Annotated in this window: 15 protein-coding genes, 1 rRNA gene and 1 pseudogene; 3 read left to right on the forward strand and 14 right to left on the reverse strand. The window is 64.8% G+C overall.

What is annotated here, in order from left to right:
• Window positions 1-46 precede the first annotated feature (46 nt).
• The 10 genes from ACSBQT_RS17350 to clpS form a co-directional block, all read right to left on the reverse strand.
• Complete coding sequence (locus tag ACSBQT_RS17350) at window positions 47-1,465, reverse strand: amidase (protein ID WP_435002171.1); 1,419 nt, start codon at window positions 1,463-1,465, stop codon at window positions 47-49.
• 49 nt (window positions 1,466-1,514) lie between these two features.
• A complete protein-coding gene (locus tag ACSBQT_RS17355; protein ID WP_435002172.1) occupies window positions 1,515-3,332 on the reverse strand; it encodes a dipeptide ABC transporter ATP-binding protein in 1,818 nt (605 codons plus the stop codon).
• Window positions 3,283-4,098 (reverse strand): ABC transporter permease, encoded by an 816-nt coding sequence (locus ACSBQT_RS17360; RefSeq protein ID WP_410710507.1) that lies wholly within the window; start codon window positions 4,096-4,098, stop codon window positions 3,283-3,285. Before ACSBQT_RS17360 ends, ACSBQT_RS17355 begins: the two co-directional genes overlap by 50 nt.
• Window positions 4,099-4,232: 134 nt before the next feature.
• Window positions 4,233-5,180: an ABC transporter permease gene (locus ACSBQT_RS17365; protein ID WP_410710483.1), complete on the reverse strand. Its 948-nt coding sequence runs from the start codon at window positions 5,178-5,180 to the stop codon at window positions 4,233-4,235.
• A gap of 12 nt (window positions 5,181-5,192) precedes the next feature.
• Window positions 5,193-6,698, reverse strand: coding sequence for an ABC transporter substrate-binding protein (locus ACSBQT_RS17370; protein WP_435002173.1), 1,506 nt, complete (start codon window positions 6,696-6,698; stop codon window positions 5,193-5,195).
• Between the two features lie 126 nt (window positions 6,699-6,824).
• Entirely contained in the window at window positions 6,825-7,430 is a 606-nt protein-coding gene (gene rdgB, locus ACSBQT_RS17375) for an RdgB/HAM1 family non-canonical purine NTP pyrophosphatase (protein WP_410710485.1), read from the reverse strand.
• Entirely contained in the window at window positions 7,427-8,149 is a 723-nt protein-coding gene (rph, locus tag ACSBQT_RS17380) for a ribonuclease PH (protein WP_410710486.1), read from the reverse strand. Before rph ends, rdgB begins: the two co-directional genes overlap by 4 nt.
• Window positions 8,150-8,207: 58 nt before the next feature.
• Window positions 8,208-9,029, reverse strand: a complete 822-nt coding sequence (locus ACSBQT_RS17385; RefSeq protein WP_410710487.1) for an MBL fold metallo-hydrolase — start codon at window positions 9,027-9,029, stop codon at window positions 8,208-8,210.
• The gene (locus ACSBQT_RS17390; RefSeq protein ID WP_173157875.1) at window positions 9,026-9,604 is read right to left on the reverse strand and encodes a DUF2017 family protein; all 579 of its coding nucleotides are present in this window, start codon (window positions 9,602-9,604) and stop codon (window positions 9,026-9,028) included. The genes ACSBQT_RS17385 and ACSBQT_RS17390 overlap by 4 nt, the downstream gene beginning before the upstream one ends.
• Before the next feature lie 3 nt (window positions 9,605-9,607).
• Window positions 9,608-9,913, reverse strand: coding sequence for an ATP-dependent Clp protease adapter ClpS (gene clpS / locus ACSBQT_RS17395; protein ID WP_101545203.1), 306 nt, complete (start codon window positions 9,911-9,913; stop codon window positions 9,608-9,610).
• Between the two features lie 52 nt (window positions 9,914-9,965).
• On the opposite strand from clpS, the gene ACSBQT_RS17400 reads away from it, so the two are divergent.
• A complete protein-coding gene (locus ACSBQT_RS17400) occupies window positions 9,966-11,285 on the forward strand; it encodes a nicotinate phosphoribosyltransferase (protein ID WP_410710488.1) in 1,320 nt (439 codons plus the stop codon).
• Between the two features lie 112 nt (window positions 11,286-11,397).
• Here ACSBQT_RS17400 and ACSBQT_RS17405 read toward each other — a convergent pair.
• A pseudogene (locus tag ACSBQT_RS17405) lies at window positions 11,398-13,190 on the reverse strand (DEAD/DEAH box helicase).
• Window positions 13,191-13,445, reverse strand: coding sequence for a DUF3039 domain-containing protein (locus ACSBQT_RS17410; RefSeq protein WP_035320920.1), 255 nt, complete (start codon window positions 13,443-13,445; stop codon window positions 13,191-13,193).
• Between the two features lie 31 nt (window positions 13,446-13,476).
• On the opposite strand from ACSBQT_RS17410, the gene ACSBQT_RS17415 reads away from it, so the two are divergent.
• Window positions 13,477-13,992: a flavin reductase family protein gene (locus ACSBQT_RS17415; RefSeq protein ID WP_435002174.1), complete on the forward strand. Its 516-nt coding sequence runs from the start codon at window positions 13,477-13,479 to the stop codon at window positions 13,990-13,992.
• Window positions 13,993-14,139: 147 nt separating this feature from the next.
• On the opposite strand, the gene gdhA is transcribed toward ACSBQT_RS17415, so the two are convergent.
• Window positions 14,140-15,486, reverse strand: a complete 1,347-nt coding sequence (gdhA, locus tag ACSBQT_RS17420) for an NADP-specific glutamate dehydrogenase (RefSeq protein ID WP_410710491.1) — start codon at window positions 15,484-15,486, stop codon at window positions 14,140-14,142.
• A 126-nt stretch (window positions 15,487-15,612) separates the two neighbouring features.
• On the opposite strand from gdhA, the gene ACSBQT_RS17425 reads away from it, so the two are divergent.
• On the forward strand, window positions 15,613-16,278 hold the full coding sequence (locus tag ACSBQT_RS17425; RefSeq protein ID WP_410710492.1) for a GNAT family N-acetyltransferase: 666 nt from the start codon (window positions 15,613-15,615) through the stop codon (window positions 16,276-16,278).
• A 149-nt stretch (window positions 16,279-16,427) separates the two neighbouring features.
• On the opposite strand, the gene rrf is transcribed toward ACSBQT_RS17425, so the two are convergent.
• A 5S ribosomal RNA gene (gene rrf, locus ACSBQT_RS17430) occupies window positions 16,428-16,546 on the reverse strand.

The raw sequence follows: 16,546 nt of genomic DNA on the forward strand, positions 1-16,546 counted from the left end.
GTGACGACCGATTCCCGGTCGTCACAGGCCCGCTGTCGTCGTTCTCTCAGACCCCGACCGACCGAGTCGGCAGCTCGAGGTCGGCCGCGGCTTCGAACCAGGCACCGGCGGCCATGACGAGTTCGTCGGCGAACCGACGCCCGGCGATCTGCACACCGATGGTCCGACCATTGTCCATGAATCCGGCCAGCACCGTCGCCGCCGGCTGTTCTGACATGTTGAACGGCATGGTGAAACCGATATGCCCCATCGGTTCGTGCACCTGCGGGTACGGCATCGGCTGCTCGGCCGGAAACGCCGCATCCGGAGCTGTCGGCGAGATGACCAGGTCGAACTCGGCAGTGGCGTCGGTCGTCCGCCGCCGGATCTCCTGAACGCTGTGATAGCAGCGCATCAGGTCGACTCCGCTGGTATCGGCTCCGTCCTGTGCCCACTGCTGGATATAGGGAAGGATGAGCGCCTGTTCGTCGACGGGCAGCGCTTTGAGGTCGGCCCACGACCGGACCCGCCAGAACAGATCCATGTCGCGGAGCAGATCATCGTCAATAAAAGGATCGAGCGTGACGATTTCGGCTCCGGCCGCAGAGAAGCGCTCGGCAGCCTCGGTGACGGCCGAGCGCACCTGTGCCTCTGCGGCGACCCCGCACCCCGCGTCGAGCTGCACGCCGATGCGCAGTCCCCGTGGGTCGAAGGCTTCGGCCGAGTCGCTGCCCGGCAGAGACTGCGCATTATCGGCGGCGAAGCGCGGCAGCCGCGAATAGTCGCGATCGTCCGGGGCGGAGATGATGTCCATGGCGGCTTTGACGTCGGCCATCGTCCGTGCCAGCGGTCCCGCGCATCTGCCCAGGTAGGGGGCGTCGAGCGGCACGCGGCCGAAGCTGGGCTTGAGCCCGGCCAGGCCGAGCCACGTGCACGGCAGGCGGATGGATCCGCCGATGTCGGAGCCGATGTGGATGGGCCCGTAACCGGCGGCTGCCGCGGCTCCGGCTCCGGCGCTCGACCCTCCGGTCGTCAGGCTCGGGTCCAGCGGCGACCGGGTGATTCCATGCAGAGAGGACACTCCCGAGGAGAGCATTCCCCAGTCGGGCATCGTCGTCGACCCGAGGATGACGGCTCCGGCTTCTTCGAGACGCTCGGTGATCGGGGCATCGTGGCCTGCCACCGGCATCTCAACCCAGGCGTGGCCGCTGGGCAGCGGGACTCCGCGGCGGGCGATGTTCTCCTTGATCGTCACGGGCACCCCGTCGAGGCCGCTCAGCGGGCGTCCCTCTCGCCAGCGTGCCGCACTGGCGGCGGCTGCGTCTCGGGAGCGTTCGTCGTCGCGGTGGAACAGGGCGTTGATGGTCGGTTCGCATGCATCCATGCGGTCGACGACCGCGGAGTGCACCTCGATCGGGTCGAAGTCCCCGCCGGCGAATCCGGCTGCCATTTCGGCCGCACTGCGGTCGGCAAGCGATGTGGTCATATGCTGCCCTTTCTCTCGGTGGTTCGTCGCGTCCCGCCCGCGAGCCGGTCTATCCGGCTGCGAGCGCTTCGGCCAGGCTCGGGGTGGCGGCGATGAGTCGCCGCGTGTACTCCTCCTGCGGGTTCGCGTAGATGTCCTCCGTCGCACCCGATTCGACGATCTGTCCGGCTCTCATGACGATGACCTCGGAGCACAGGTGTTTGACGACGCCGAGGTCGTGGGAGACGAAGAGGAGAGTCAGCGCGTACTCGTCGACGAGGTCGGTGAGCAGGTTGAGGACCTGCGCACGCACCGAGACGTCGAGGGCGGAGACCGGTTCGTCGGCGACGAGGATCTGCGGCCTGGTCACGAGGGCCCGGGCGATCGAGATGCGCTGTCGCTGCCCGCCGGAGAACTGATGCGGGTACCGGCGCAGGGAGTCCTGGTCGAGGTCGACGGCTGCGATCATCTCCTCGACCCGTGCTGCGCGTTCGTCCTTGTCGACTCCGGCGGCGATGAGCGGTTCGGCGACGATGTCGGCGATGCGCATCCGCGGGTCGAGCGAGGCGAACGGATCCTGGAACACGATCTGCAGGTTCTCGCGCAGGCGGCGCAGAGCCTGTGAGCTCGCAGCTTCGACCCGGATGTCACCGACGCGCACATGCCCGGTGGTCGGTCGGTCGAGGCCGGAGAGGATGTTCAGCAGCGTCGACTTCCCCGATCCCGACTCCCCCACGATGCCCAGCCGCGCTCCGGCCGCGACGCTGAAGTCGATCCCGCCCAGGGCTGTGACGTCCGATCGTCTGCGGCCGAAGAGTCCGCGTCCGCGGAAGACCCGGGTGACGTCCGAGACCTCGATGAGCGGTGCCGATTCCCTCACCGAGGCGGCCCCGACGCCGTCCCCCGCTGAGGCGGTACGGTGGTCATCCTTCGCCGAGGCGGCCCCGACGCCGTCATCCCCCGACTCCCCCACGTCGGCCGAAGCCTCTGCTTCGCCGATCTGCGGCCCCGAGTAGGCGAGCGCGGTCTTGAGCGTGAAGAGTCGGCCGCGGTCGTCGGTGGCTTCGAGATCCGAGGATGCCAGGAGCCCTCGCGTGTACTCGTGCTTGGGTGCGGTGAAGATCTCGTCGACGCTGCCGGACTCGACGATGCGGCCGCGGTACATGACGATGACCCGATCGCAGACTCCGGCCACGACCGCAAGATCGTGAGTGATGAACAGCAGCCCAGCCTCCACTGCCGAGACCCTTTCGGCGATGAGGTCGAGCATATGCTTCTGCACGGTGACGTCGAGGGCGGTGGTGGGCTCGTCACAGATGAGCAGCCTCGGCGAATTGGCCAGAGCGATCGCGAGCATGACGCGCTGCCGCTGCCCGCCCGAGAGCTGGTGCGGGTAGGCGAACCGGGCGCTGTCGGGGTCGGGCATGTGGACGTCGCGGAGCAGTTCGCGCACACGTGTCGGAATCTGCCCTCTCGGCGCCTTGCCGTGGATGCGCAGCACTTCGGCGATCTGATCGCCGATGCGCTTGAGCGGGTTGAGGGCGCTCATGGGTTCCTGGAAGACCATGGACACGATGTCCGAGCGCAGCCCGGCCAGGGTCTTCTCGTTCGACTCAAGGAGGTTCCCGGAATGCCCGTGCAGATGCACCTGGCCACGGGCGTTCAGCTCTTCGGGCAGCAGGCCCATCACGGATTGGGCGGTCAGCGATTTCCCCGACCCGGATTCGCCGATGAGCCCGACTCGCTCCCCCTGCGCCAGGCTGAGGCTGACATCGTGGAGCACCGGAGCGTCCGCTCCGGCAGGGGTGATGGTGAGGTCACGGACCTCGAGCAGGTTCTCAGGCACCTCGGGCCTCCATCTTCGGGTCGAACCGGTCGCGCAGTCCATCGCCCAAGAGGTTGAACCCGAGCACGGCGAGTGCAATGAACACTCCCGGCCACAGCGCGAGTTCGGGGTGGGTGGACAGGTACTGCTGGGACTCCTGCAGCATCCGGCCCCACGACGGAGTCGGGGCCTGGGTGCCGAGTCCGAGGAAGGACAGCCCCGCCTCGGCGAGGACGGAGATCGCGAACGCCACGGACGCCTGGACGATGACCATTCCGGCGATGTTCGGCAGCACGTGGACGACGGCGATGGCCGGGATCCGACGGTTCGAGGCTCGCGCGGCGCGCACGTATTCGGAGCCCAGCACCTGCAGCGTCCCGGAGCGTGCGACGCGCGCGAACCCGGGGATCGCGGCGATGCCGACGGCGACCATGGCCGGGCCCGTCCCCGGTGAATAGACGGCGGCGAAGATGATCGCCAGCAGCAGGGCGGGGAAGGCCAACAGGATGTCGTTGGCCCGCATGATCACCGCGTCGATCCACATTCCCCACGGCTGCTTCGCGAAGAAGGCGGAGATGATTCCGATCGGGGTGCCGATGAGCAGGGCGATGCCGACTGCGACGACCCCGACGAGCAACGTGATCCGTGCCCCGACCATCACCCAGGTCAGCGTGTCCCGTCCGAAGGTGTCGGTGCCGAACGGGTGGGTGAGGCTGCCGCTCTGCAATCGGGCGGCGGGGTCGATCGTGGTCGGGTCGTACGGGGTCCACACGAAGGAGATGAGGGCGAGTCCGACGATGAGCACGACGAGGCCTGCACCGATGACCATCGATGCGTTCGCCCGCCGTCCGCTCCTGCGGGACCGGGCCGGCCCGATCTTCGCCGAGGCGGTCGGGTCGGTCGCGTCGTGAGCGACGGGATCGACGTGGCCGCTGGGGCTCTGGGCACCGGTCGGGGACAGATTCATGCTGCGTTCCTGATTCGGGGGTCGACGACGGGCACGAGGATGTCGACGATGAGGTTGATGATGAGCACGAGCAGGACGAGGACCATGACGATTCCCTGCACCGCCACGAGGTCGCGGTTGGCGACGGCGCGGACGAGTTCGGAGCCGATTCCGGGCAGTACGAAGATCTGTTCGATGATCACGGCCCCGACCAGCAGGGTGGCCAGTTGGACTCCCGCGACGGTGATGACGGGGATCGCCGCATTGCGCAGGCCGTGTGCGAACAGTGCCTTCGTCTTGGTCAGTCCCTTGGCGCGGGCGGTGCGGATATAGTCCTCCCGCATCACATCGAGCACGGCCGACCGAACGTAGCGGGTGAGGATCGCCGCCTGCACGAGTGCCAACGACACGACCGGCAGGACGAGGCGGAGAAGGAAGCCTCCGAGGCCTTCGATCGGGGCCATCCAGCCTTGGGACGGGAACCAGCCGAGGGTCAGCGAGAAGATGATGACGAGGATGATCGCGGCCAGGAAGTTCGGGATCGCGATGCCGACCTGGCTGATCGCCGAGATCGTCACGCCGATCCAGTTGCGCTGCTCGAGGGCGGCGAAGGTGCCCAGCGGCACGGCGATGAGGATGGACACGGCGATGGCGGCGATGACGAGGATCGCCGTGACCTGGACGCTGTCGACGATGACGGGAGTGATCTCGGCACCGGTGACGTAGGAGGTGCCGAAGTCTCCGGTGAGCATTCCTCCCATCCAGTCGAAGTACCGGATGGCAGGTGGCCGATCAAGCCCGTATTGGGCTTCGAGCATCGCCACTGCCTCCGGGGTGGCGTTCGTTCCCAGCGCCACCTGTGCCGCATTGCCCGGCAGCAGGCTCATCAGGGCGAAGATCACCACCGAGGCGACGAGGAGGGACAGCGCGAACTGGATCGCGCGGTTGATCGCGTAGGTGAGCATCGGCGTTCGCGGTCAGGCCCAGCTGAGGTCGGCGATCTTGAACGCGTCGGAGACGCGGTTGGCGGGTATCCCCTCGATATCGGATTTGGCGATGACGAGATTCGGGAACAGGAACAGGAAGTCCGAGGCGGCATCCTCGGTGATCGTCCGCGCGATCTTCTTCATTCCCGAGATGTACTCGTCTTCAGTGCCGGTATCGGCTTTGTCCGCCAGCTTCTTGATCGTCGAATCGTCGTAGCCGATGTAGTAGTCCTTCGAGAACACGGTGAGAATGTCGCGCGGTTCGGCGTGGTTGATCACCGACATGTCGTAATCGTGCTCGGTGAAGGTCTTGTCCAACCACACGGCCGGGAACTCCTGAGTCGAGATCTTCGCCTTCAGCCCGACCTCTTCAAGCTGTGCGGAGACGATTTCGGAGATCGCCTTCGCGTACGGCAGGTTCGGCACGGTGAAGGCGAATTCCTCCCCCTTGATCCCGGCCTCGTCGACGAGCTGCTTGGCCTTCTTCGGATCGTACTTCCACTCTCCGGTGAGGTCTTCGTAGTACGGATCGGTCGGGGGCACCATCGAGCCGATGAGTTCGCCGTATCCTGCCCAGGCTGTGTCGAGGACGGCCTTGCGGTCGATCGCGTGCATCACGGCTTCGCGGGCTTTCTTGTCTTTGAAGATGCCTTCGGCGTTGTTCATCGACAGCACGACTTCGCCGTTCGTGGTGCCGGAGACGATCTGATAGTCATCGCTCTGGAACTCTCCGGCCAGTTCGGGTGCCTGGAGGTTGGAGACGAGGTCGATCTCTCCGGACTTCAGGGCGTTCGAGGCCGATACCGCGTCCTTGAAGTATTTGAACTGGACCGAGTTCAGGGATGGTTTCTCACCCCAGTAGTCGTCGCGGGCGGCGAAGTCGATGGACTGTCCGCGTGTGAACTTCTCGATCGCGAAGGGACCGGTGCCGATGGCTTCGTTCGCCAGGTCGTCGGTTCCCTCGGTGTCGAAGACGGCTCCGACGAGGCTGGTGAGGTTGAACAGCCAGGTGTTCGACGGCTTCTTCAGTTCGATCGTGACGGTGGAGTCGTCCGGGGTCTCGATGGACTCGACGATGTCCATCTTCGACTTCAGCGCGTTCTTCCAGTCCTTCTGCACTCGTTCATAGGAGTACTTGACGTCCTCACTGGTGAAGTCCGCACCGTTGGAGAACTTCACACCATCCTGGAGTTCGAAGGTGTAGGTCTTGCGGTCATCGGACAGTGTCCAGTCCTTGGCCAGTGCGGGCTGGATCTCCCCCTCGCCGTCCAGCCGGACGAGCGATTCGTAGACGTTCTCCATCAGCGCTTCGGGAATGGCGACTCCCGAGGTGGAGGTGAAGTCGAGGTTGACCGGTTCGGCGGTGAAGGCGATCGTCATCGAGTCCTTCTTCTGCGCATCGCCTCCGGTGTCGGAGGCTCCGGCCGAACAGCCTGTGATCAGCAGGCTCGTGGCGGCTGCTGCCGCCACCCACGTCATGATGCGCGGAGTCTTCATTGTTCTCCTCGATTTCGCCGACCACGAAGAGGGTCGTTCTCCAACACTCAAACATCGTCAGTGTATCCGAAGTTCTCAGCTGGTGAGGCGGCTGTGTTCAGATGCTGAGCGTTTCGAGGAGGAGGTTCAGAGATTCGATTCGTCGGCGAGAATCGCGGCCAGTGCGTCGAAGGCGAACCGGCGGTGGGAGCGTGAGTTCTTCTCCTCAGCACTCATCTCGGCGGCGCTGAGTTCGGAACCCTCGGGGACGAAGATCGGGTCATAGCCGAAGCCGTTCTCGCCCTTGGGTTCGGTGGCCAGGCGCCCGGGCATGACTCCTTCGGCGGTGAACTCACGTCCGTCGGCTGTCACAGCGGCCGCCGCGCAGCGGAACTGCGCTCCGCGGTGTTCGGCTGCGATGTCGCCCAGCTGAGCGAGCAGGAGTTCGAGGTTCGCACGATCGTCTCCGTGCCGGCCGGACCAGCGAGCGGAGAAGATGCCCGGTGCACCGCCGAGCACGTCGACGCTGATTCCCGAGTCGTCGGCGATGGCGGTGTGCCCTGTCGCAGCGGCCGCGGCACGCGCCTTGATCAGCGCGTTCTCGGTGAACGTGACTCCGGTTTCGGCGACATCGCCGAGTCCCGCCTCGGCGGCGGTGAGCACCTGGGTGTCGGCACCGAGGACGGGCCCGAGGATGGTCAGCAGCTCGCGCTTCTTGCCCTCATTGTGAGTGGCGAGGACGAAGGTCGTCATCCGGCGAGCACTTCGGACTGGATGCGGGTGAGTTCGGTGCACCCGTGGCCGGCAAGGTCGAGCAGCTTGGCGAGTTCGTCGCGATCGAACGGTGCTCCCTCGGCGGTGCCCTGGACTTCGATGAACTTTCCGGACCCGGTCATGACGACGTTCATGTCCGTCTCGGCGCGGGAATCCTCGACGTACGGCAGGTCGAGGAGGGGCTGACCGTCGATGATGCCGACGCTGACGGCCGCCACCGAGTCGATGAGCGGCTGGTGGGCGGCGGGGATCAGCCCGGTCGAGCGCCCCTTGTCGATGGCTTTCGCCAGCGCCACATAGGCACCGGTGATAGAGGCGGTGCGGGTGCCGCCGTCGGCCTGGAGGACGTCGCAGTCGAGGACGAGGGTGTTCTCTCCGAGCTTGTCCATGTCGATGACGGCGCGCAGGCTGCGGCCGATGAGTCGGGAGATCTCGTGAGTGCGTCCGCCCTGTTTGCCCTTGACCGACTCGCGGGTGCTGCGGGAATCGGTGGCTCGCGGGAGCATGGCGTATTCGGCGGTGACCCAGCCGCGGCCCTGGCCCTTGAGCCAACGCGGCACGCCTTCGGTCAGCGAGGCCGCGCAGAGGACGCGGGTGTTGCCGAATTCCACGAGCGCGGATCCTTCGGCGGTGTTGATCCAGTCCGGAGTGATCCGGACTTCACGGAGTTCGTCTGCTGCACGGCCGTCTGCTCGCACTGTCTGCCTCTTTCGTCTCGGTGGGGGTGTCTGCTGGTCGCCGGCGATCGTCGCCGGTTCACACGGTCCAGGTGGCTCCGGGCTTCGCCAGCTCGATGGGTCCACGGTACTCCCCGGCTGCCTCACCGCGAACGATGGAGCAGTCGGTCCAGACCGGAATGTGGGTGAGCACGAGCGCGGACGCTTCGGCATTCTGCGCCACCCGTCCGGCGCGCTTGCCGGTGAGGTGGATGCCGCGCGCCGTGTCGCGGTCTTCCTGAAAGGCGGCTTCGCAGAGGAACAGGTCGGCGTCCTTCGCCGCTGCGACGAGGTTGTCGCACTCATCGCTGTCGCCCGAATACGTGATGACCTTGCCGGCCGCATCCGTGATCCGCAGGGCGTAGGCCTCGACGGGGTGGTCGACGAGGAAGGATTCGATGGTCAGGGAACCGATCTGGTGCCGACTGCCGTGGTCGATGTCGGTGAACTCGAAGGCGTGGTCGAAGTTCGAGTCGTCTCCCCCGTTGGCGACCGGGGACTTTCCGGGATCCGTGTAATAGGCCCGGGAGAGGCGTTCCTTCGCGCCGGCCGGAGCGAACACCGGGGTGCGTGTGCGAATCGTTCCGGTGTCGGAGATGTCGCCGTTGAAGAACTTCGGGTCGAAGCAGTGTTTGACGTAGAGGCCGGTCATGTCCATGCAGTGATCCGGGTGGAGGTGGCTGAGCACGATTCCGGAGAGACGATCGGTGTCGATCGTGTCCTGCAGGGGGCTGAGCGCACCGGACCCGAGGTCGAGGATGATGCGAGTGGGTGTGTCCTCATCGGTTTCGATGAGGTAGCAGCTGGCGAGTGCGCCGCGTCCCGGGAAGGAGCCTGCGGTGCCGATTGCGGTGAGTCTCATATCTCGTCATCCCCTTGCGTCTGGTCGAGCAAGGTCGTTGTCAGTCGGTCCTGAATCCACGTCAGGAAGTCGTACAGGGTCAGGGTGAGGTCTTCGGATTCGGAGAGGTCCTCACGGTGGGCGTACTTCTCCTCCTGCGCCTCCTCGGTGTCGATCCCGAGGCGGACGGCGAGGACGAGTCGCAGGTCGTTGAGGCCCTTCATCCAGGCGAGCACCTCGTCCCGTGTCAGGGAGATGTCATTGCCCTTGCTCAGTCCCAGCAGCACGATGCGCACATTGTGTGCTTTGGCCTGTTTGAGGTCGAACTCGGTGAGGCGGCGGAACTCTGCTGATCGCTCGTCGTCCTCGGGATCGACGTCGGGCAGCAGCCGCAGCAGCGCCGGGTCCTCCGGACGGGGACGGTCGACGAGTCCGAGCCGGGCTTCCCAGTTCTCCGAGTCCGGTCGGTCGTCATCGCCGTCACTGTCTTCGGCCAGGAGTGCCGCGAGATCGGTGAAGACGGTGAGCATGAGCGAGCGTTCGTTGTCTTGCAGGGTGAGGACGACATCGTCCCCTCGTGCGTCGATAGCGGCCATGTGTCAGTCGGATCCTGAATCGGGTTGGCACGCGGCCCACAGGCCGTACTCGTGCATCGCTTGGGTGTCTCGTTCCATGGCTTCACGGCCTCCGGTGGCAACGACGGAGCGCCCGTTCTCATGGACTTCGAGCATGAGTGAGTGGGCCTTCTCCTCGGAGTATCCGAAGTAGGTCTGGAACACGAAGCTGACATAGCTCATGAGGTTGACCGGGTCATTGAAGACCACGGTCCGCCAGGGCTTGGCCAGGTTCTCGGAGGGTCGGACGTCGACCTCCGGCTCCAGGACTGGTGTCGTTGGGTTGCTCACGTTTCCACCATACGGCAGAACACTGACGCTGTCGTGACGTAAGATCGCGCCTATGAGTGATCTCACACGGACCGATTCGACGGCTTTCTTCACGGATCAGTACGAATTGACGATGGTGCAGGCGGCCCTGGAATCCGGTGCCGCTCACCGCAAGAGCCTCTTCGAGGTGTTCGGCCGCAGTCTTCCCGCAGGTCGCCGCTACGGTGTCGTCGCCGGCACCGGTCGGATCCTCGAGATGATCCGCGACTTCCGCTTCGACGATGCCGAACTCTCGTTCCTCAGCAGGGAGAACATCGTCGACAAGCGCACCATCGACTGGTTGGCTGACTATCGGTTCTCCGGCAATATCCGCGGCTATGCCGAGGGAGAGATCTACTTCCCCGGCTCACCGCTGATGACGATCGAATCGACGTTCGCCGAGGGCGTCATCTTGGAGACGCTCATCCTGTCGGCGATGAACTATGACTGTGCGGTCGCCTCGGCGGCGTCCCGCATGGCTCAGGCGGCCGGCGATCGGCCCTGCGCGGAGATGGGCGGTCGACGCACGAACGAGCATGCGGCCGTGGCGGCGGCTCGGGCCGCGGTCATCGGCGGCTTCGCCTCGACGTCGAACCTGGCGGCCGGCCTGCAGTACGGTCTGCGCACGATCGGCACTTCGGCCCACTCATTCACTCTCCTCCACGATTCCGAGCGAGAGGCCTTCGCCGCTCAGCTGAAGTCGCTGGGCACCGATACGACTCTGCTCCTGGACACCTACGACGTCGAGGAGGCGCTGACCACGGCGATCGAACTGGCCGGGCCGAACCTCGGCGGAGTGCGCATCGATTCCGGTGATCTCATCGAACAGGCCAGTGAGGTGCGCGAGAGCCTTGACCGCCTCGGTGCCCGCGACACGACGATCACCGTCACGAGCGATCTCGACGAGTATGCGATCGCCGCATTGGCCGCCTCCCCCGTCGACTCCTACGGTGTCGGCACGCGGGTGGTCACCGGTTCGGGTGCCCCTGCCGCCGGGTTGGTGTACAAGCTCGTGGCTCGTGCCGATGAGGCCGGCGAGTGGACCTCGGTGGCCAAGAACTCCTCCGGCAAGCCCTCACGCGGCGGACACAAGGAGGCGCTGCGCCTCATCGACGGTCCGATCGCCGTGGAGGAAGCCGTCGGCATTCCGAGCCTGCCCGATGATCTCGGCGAAGGACGTCGGCTCAGCGTCGATCTCGTCGTCGACGGTGAGGTCGATGAGTCGTTCATCGGTGCGGCAGGAGTGAAGAAGGCCTGCGCCCGACATGACGAGTCCTTGGCGGAGCTGCCGCGTTCGGCCAGGCGCCTGCAGGACGGCGAGCCCGCAATTCCCACCGTGTTCTACTCCGCCTGACCCGCAGCCGGACCACCACGAATCGACGAAGCCGCCGAGGCAGACGCACTGTCTGCCTCGGCGGCTTCGTCGTTCTCACGCTCGCCAGGTCTCCCCTGCCGACATCCGGTGCTCACTTCTTGCCGACGAACCAACCCTGCAGCTTCTTGATCCGAGCCTGGATCTGCTCCCGCGTGGCTTGGGCGACGGCCGGTCCCCCGCATGCCTTGCGCAGTTCGACGTGGACGTTCTGGTGCGGTGTTCCGGTGCGTCTGGACCAGGCGCCGACGAGGCTCTGGAGCTGGTTGCGCTCTTCCTTCATCGCTCGGTGTTCGAGTTCGCTCGTCTCCGTCTCAGGGGCAGGAGGGGCCGCCGCTGTTTTGCGCTTCGCCTGCCGGGCCTGCTGAGTGCTCAGCAGCTCCCGCACCTGATCGGGTTCGAGCAGGCCGGGGATGCCGATGAAGTCGAGTTCGTCCTCGGAGCCGATGGCTCCGCCGGGCCGAATTCACCGCCGTCGTAGAGGACACGGTCGAACAGGGCTTCGGCGCCGAGTGCTTCGAAGGAGCCGAGCTGGTCCGACGAGGCGCCCTCGTTCCGGTTCGCCTGCTCCATGGCCTGATCGTCGAAGACGACGACATCGTTCTCGTCCTCGTTCTTCGGGCGATCGAGGGCATGGTCTCGTTCGGCTTCCATCGAGTTGGCCAGGGCCAGCAGCACGGGCACAGAGGGCAGGAACACCGAGGCGGTCTCGCCGCGTTTGCGGGCACGCACGAAACGCCCGATGGCCTGCGCGAAGAACAGCGGCGTCGATGACGAGGTCGCGTAGACGCCGACACACAGTCGGGGAACGTCGACGCCTTCGGAGACCATCCGCACAGCGACCATCCACCGGTCGGTGGAATTCTGGAACTGTTCGATCCGTTCCGAGGCTCCCGCCTCGTCGGAAAGCACAACGGTCGGCTTCTCACCGGTGATCGCGTGCAGCCGTTTGGCGTACGCCCGGGCCGCCTCTTGATCGGTGGCGATGACGAGGCCGCCGGCGTCGTGGACGGTGCGTCGGACTTCGGTCAATCGCATATCGGCGGCTTTGAGGACCGCCGGGATCCAGTCGCCCTTCGGGTCGAGGGCCGTGCGCCAAGCCTGCGAGTTGATGTCCTTCGTCGTCTCCTCGCCCAGCACGTGCGACATCTCGTCGCCGGCCTTGGTCCGCCAGGTCATGGCGCCGGCGTAGGCGAGGAAGAGGACGGGGCGGACGACGGAGTCCTTGAGCGCCCGTCCGTAGCCGTAGGAATAGTCCGCCACCGAGGTGCGGATGCCGTTCTCGTCGGGAGCGTAGGTGACGAATGGGATCGGTGAGGTGTCCGAACGGAACGGTGTTCCGGTCAGGGACAGTCGGCGGACCGCGGGACCGAAGGCCTCTCGTACGGCATCGCCCCACGACAGGGCGTCACCTCCGTGGTGGACCTCGTCGAGGATGACCAGAGTGCGACCGGCGGCCGTCCGGTTGTGGTGGAGCACGGGTTTGGCAGCGACCTGCGCGTAGGTCAGAGCCACGCCGTGGTAGCCGGGTGCGTGTTTGCCCTGGGAGTTCTTGAAGTGCGGGTCGAGCTTGATGCCCACGCGTGCCGCCGAGTCGGCCCACTGCACCTTGAGGTGTTCGGTGGGAGCGACGACGGTGACACGGTTGACGACTCGCCTGGCCAACAGTTCGGCCGCCAGCCGCAGAGCGAAGGTGGTCTTACCTGCTCCAGGGGTCGCGACCGCGAGGAAGTCCTTGGGCTGCTTCTGGAAGTAGAGCTCGAGAGCCTCCGCCTGCCAGGCACGCAGCTTTCCCGCCGTTCCCCACGCTGCGCGCTCGGGGAATGCCGGTGGAAGCTGTTCTGCCGCGGAGGTCCCTGGTGCTGTTGGGAGACGATCCGCGGACATCTACTCCTGCGGTCCTTCGGACATCGTCTCGTAGATCTCTTTGCACTTGGGGCAGATCGGGAACCGCTCGGGGTCGCGCGTGGGGACCCACACCTTTCCGCACAAGGCGATCAGCGGAGTCCCGGTCACCATGGACTCCATGATCTTGTCCTTGGGCGCGTAGTGGCTGAAGCGCTCGTGGTCGCCGGGCTCGACTAGCTGCTCGGACTGCTCGCGCTCGATCGTTGCTGAACCGCCTGAAGCTGGAATGGTCATGACTCCATTGTAGTTCCCTAGAATGAGAGTCATGGACCAGGCCTACGACGATTCCCTCACAGAACGCTACCGCGAGCTCAGTGACGACATCGCTGCGGCGGTCGCCGTGGTCTCCGCTACCCGCGGCAGCGCCCTGCATGCGATCACCGTCGATTCGTTTCTCGACGTGTCGTACGACCCGCCGACGATGGCGGTCAGCGTCTATTCGGGCTCACGGATGATGGAGACTCTGGAGACGAGTTCCCACTTTGCGATCTCGCTGCTCAACTCCGATCAGCGCGACATCTCCGAACGCCTCGGCGCTTCGGGCCAACCCCTGTACGGTTCTCTCAAAGGCATCGATACTGTTCCCGCCCCGCACGCCGGACAGCCGGTGCTCACCGAGGCGATCGCCTGGTTCGAGCTCGAACTCACCGAGGTTCTCGAGGTCGCGACCCACAATCTCGTCGTCGGCGAGGTGGTATCCATGGGGGCGGGCGCCGATGCGGGAACGAGACGGCCCCTTCTGCGTTGGCGAAAAGGCTACGGAACCATCGGACAACGCTGACCGTCTCGTCTGTCTCGGCGCCACCTCGCCAGGTATGACAGAGACCCTGCTCCGGATCATCGAGCTTCGAGGAGATACTCGTCGATCATGAGCAGGGTCTGTCTTGTAGGTCTCGTCGTCAGTTTCGACCGACGGCGGATCAGGCGATCAGACGACTCCCTGGGCGAGCATCGCCTCGGAGACGCGGATGAAACCTGCGATATTGGCACCGGCGACGTAGTCTCCGGGCTGGCCGAATTCGTCGGCAGCGGCGGCGCAGCTGTCGTGGACATCGCCCATGATCTCGGCCAGGCGCGCCTCGGTGAAGTCGAAGTCCCACGAGTCGCGGCTGGCGTTCTGCTGCATTTCGAGCGCACTGGTCGCGACACCGCCGGCGTTAGCGGCCTTGCCGGGGGCAAAGAGGACGCCGGCCTCGGAGAAGATCTTCACGGCTTCCGGCGTGCAGGGCATGTTCGCGCCTTCGGCGAGAGCGATGACTCCGTTCTTGACCAGAGTCGCGGCCGAGTCTCCGTCGAGTTCGTTCTGAGTCGCACATGGCAGTGCGACGTCGACCTCGACGTCCCAGACGTTTCCGCCCTCGTGATAGGTCGCGCGTCCGCCGCGCTGAGCGACGTACTCGGAAATGCGGCCCCGCTCTTCGAACTTGATGCGCTTGACGAGTTCGGTGTCGATTCCGTCCGGGTCATGGATGAAGCCGGCCGAATCGGACATCGTGATGACGGTGCCGCCGAAGGACGTGACCTTCTCTGCGGCGAACACTGCGACATTTCCGGATCCGGAGATCGAGACAGTGCGACCGTCGATGTTCTTCTTCGCAGCGGCGAGCATGTCCTTGAGAAAGTACACGACGCCGAAGCCGGTGGCTTCGGTGCGGACCATGGAACCGCCGTAGGACAGTCCCTTGCCGGTGAGCACACCTGCTTCATAGGAGTTCGTCATGCGCTTGTACTGGCCGAAGAGGTAGCCGATCTCTCGACCACCGACGCCGATGTCGCCTGCGGGCACATCGCGGTATTCACCGATGTGACGGTACAGCTCAGTCATGAACGACTGGCAGAACCGCATGACTTCGCGGTCGCTGCGGCCCTTCGGGTCGAAGTCAGCTCCGCCTTTGCCGCCGCCGATGGGCAGGCCGGTGATGGCGTTCTTGAAGATCTGCTCGAAGCCGAGGAATTTGACGATGCCGAGGTTCACCGAGGGATGGAATCGCAGTCCGCCCTTGTAGGGGCCGAGTGCCGAGTTGAACTGCACGCGGAAGGCGCGGTTGATCTGCACGATTCCGGAGTCATCGATCCAGGGGACCCGGAAGATGATCTGGCGTTCGGGCTCGCAGAGCCGCTCGAGCGCGGAGAGTTCCAGGTATTCGGGGTGCTTGTCCACGACAGGGCCCAGGGAATAGAGAACTTCCTGTACCGCTTGGTGAAACTCCGACTCTCCAGGGTTACGTTGGAGAACTGTGTCGAAGATTGGCTGCAGTGACGGATGTAGACTCATGCGCACAAACATACCGTGACCCGCATAACAACAATCCAAGCGACCAGATAATGGACAGCGTTGTCCGGTCACTTCAAGTGGGATATAAGACTTCCGCGCAGTTCCAGGGCCACTGAACAGGAAAGAATGGGCACAAGGCACATGGACATCTCGGAGATCTGGCCGCCGTTCGCACTTCATCTGCGATCAGATGATATGGAGCTCTCGCCCGTAAGAGAGGCCGATATTCCTGAACTCGCACAGATCGCGCGAGGCGGAGTGAGACGTGACGGAATCGAAGCGTTCCTCGTCAATTGGGATTCGGGCACCGATGAGCAGGTAGCACGGAGCCTCGCTCAGTATCACTGGTCCACTCGGGCGAACTTCTCCGTTGATGAGTGGACGATCGAGTTCACGGTCAGGATCAATGGCCGCGCGATCGGAGTGCAGGGTGTGAATGGACATCGGTTTCCACTGACGGGGACAGTCTCGACGGGATCGTGGTTGGCGCTGCCTGAACAGGGCTGCGGATACGGCACCAGGATGCGGAGGATGATCGTCGAAACCTTCACCAGATACTTCGGTGCCTCTCGATTCGACACAGCGTACTTCGACGGCAATGACGCCAGCCGGCGGGTATCGGAGAAGCTCGGGTACTCTCCCAATGGAAATCGCAGCGTAGTCGGACAGAACGGCACAGTCCTCACCGAACATCACATGGTGCTCCACTCCGAGAACTACGTCCACACGGACAGTGACCTACAAGTCACCGGCGCCGACGCCTTCCGAACCTTCCTCACAATTGCTACCTGACGGGGGTGCAGCAACCCCGCGCCAGGTAGCTGCGCCCCCGCCAGGTAGCAATAGAGCGCGTACCAATAGGCCCGACCATTCCACCCGTGAACAGAAGAAAGGCCCCACCCGACCAAACGGTCAGATGAGGCCTCCCCCACTAAAAAATATTGCGGCAGTCACTTACTCTCCCACAACCACCAAGTTGCAGTACCATCAGCGCGAATGGGCTTAGCTACCGGGATCGGAACGGTTAACCGGGCGTTTCCCCACCACTATCACCACCGCA

The sequence above is a fragment of the Brevibacterium sp. H602 genome, from assembly GCF_051172395.1.
Classification (GTDB): Bacteria; Actinomycetota; Actinomycetes; order Actinomycetales; family Brevibacteriaceae; genus Brevibacterium.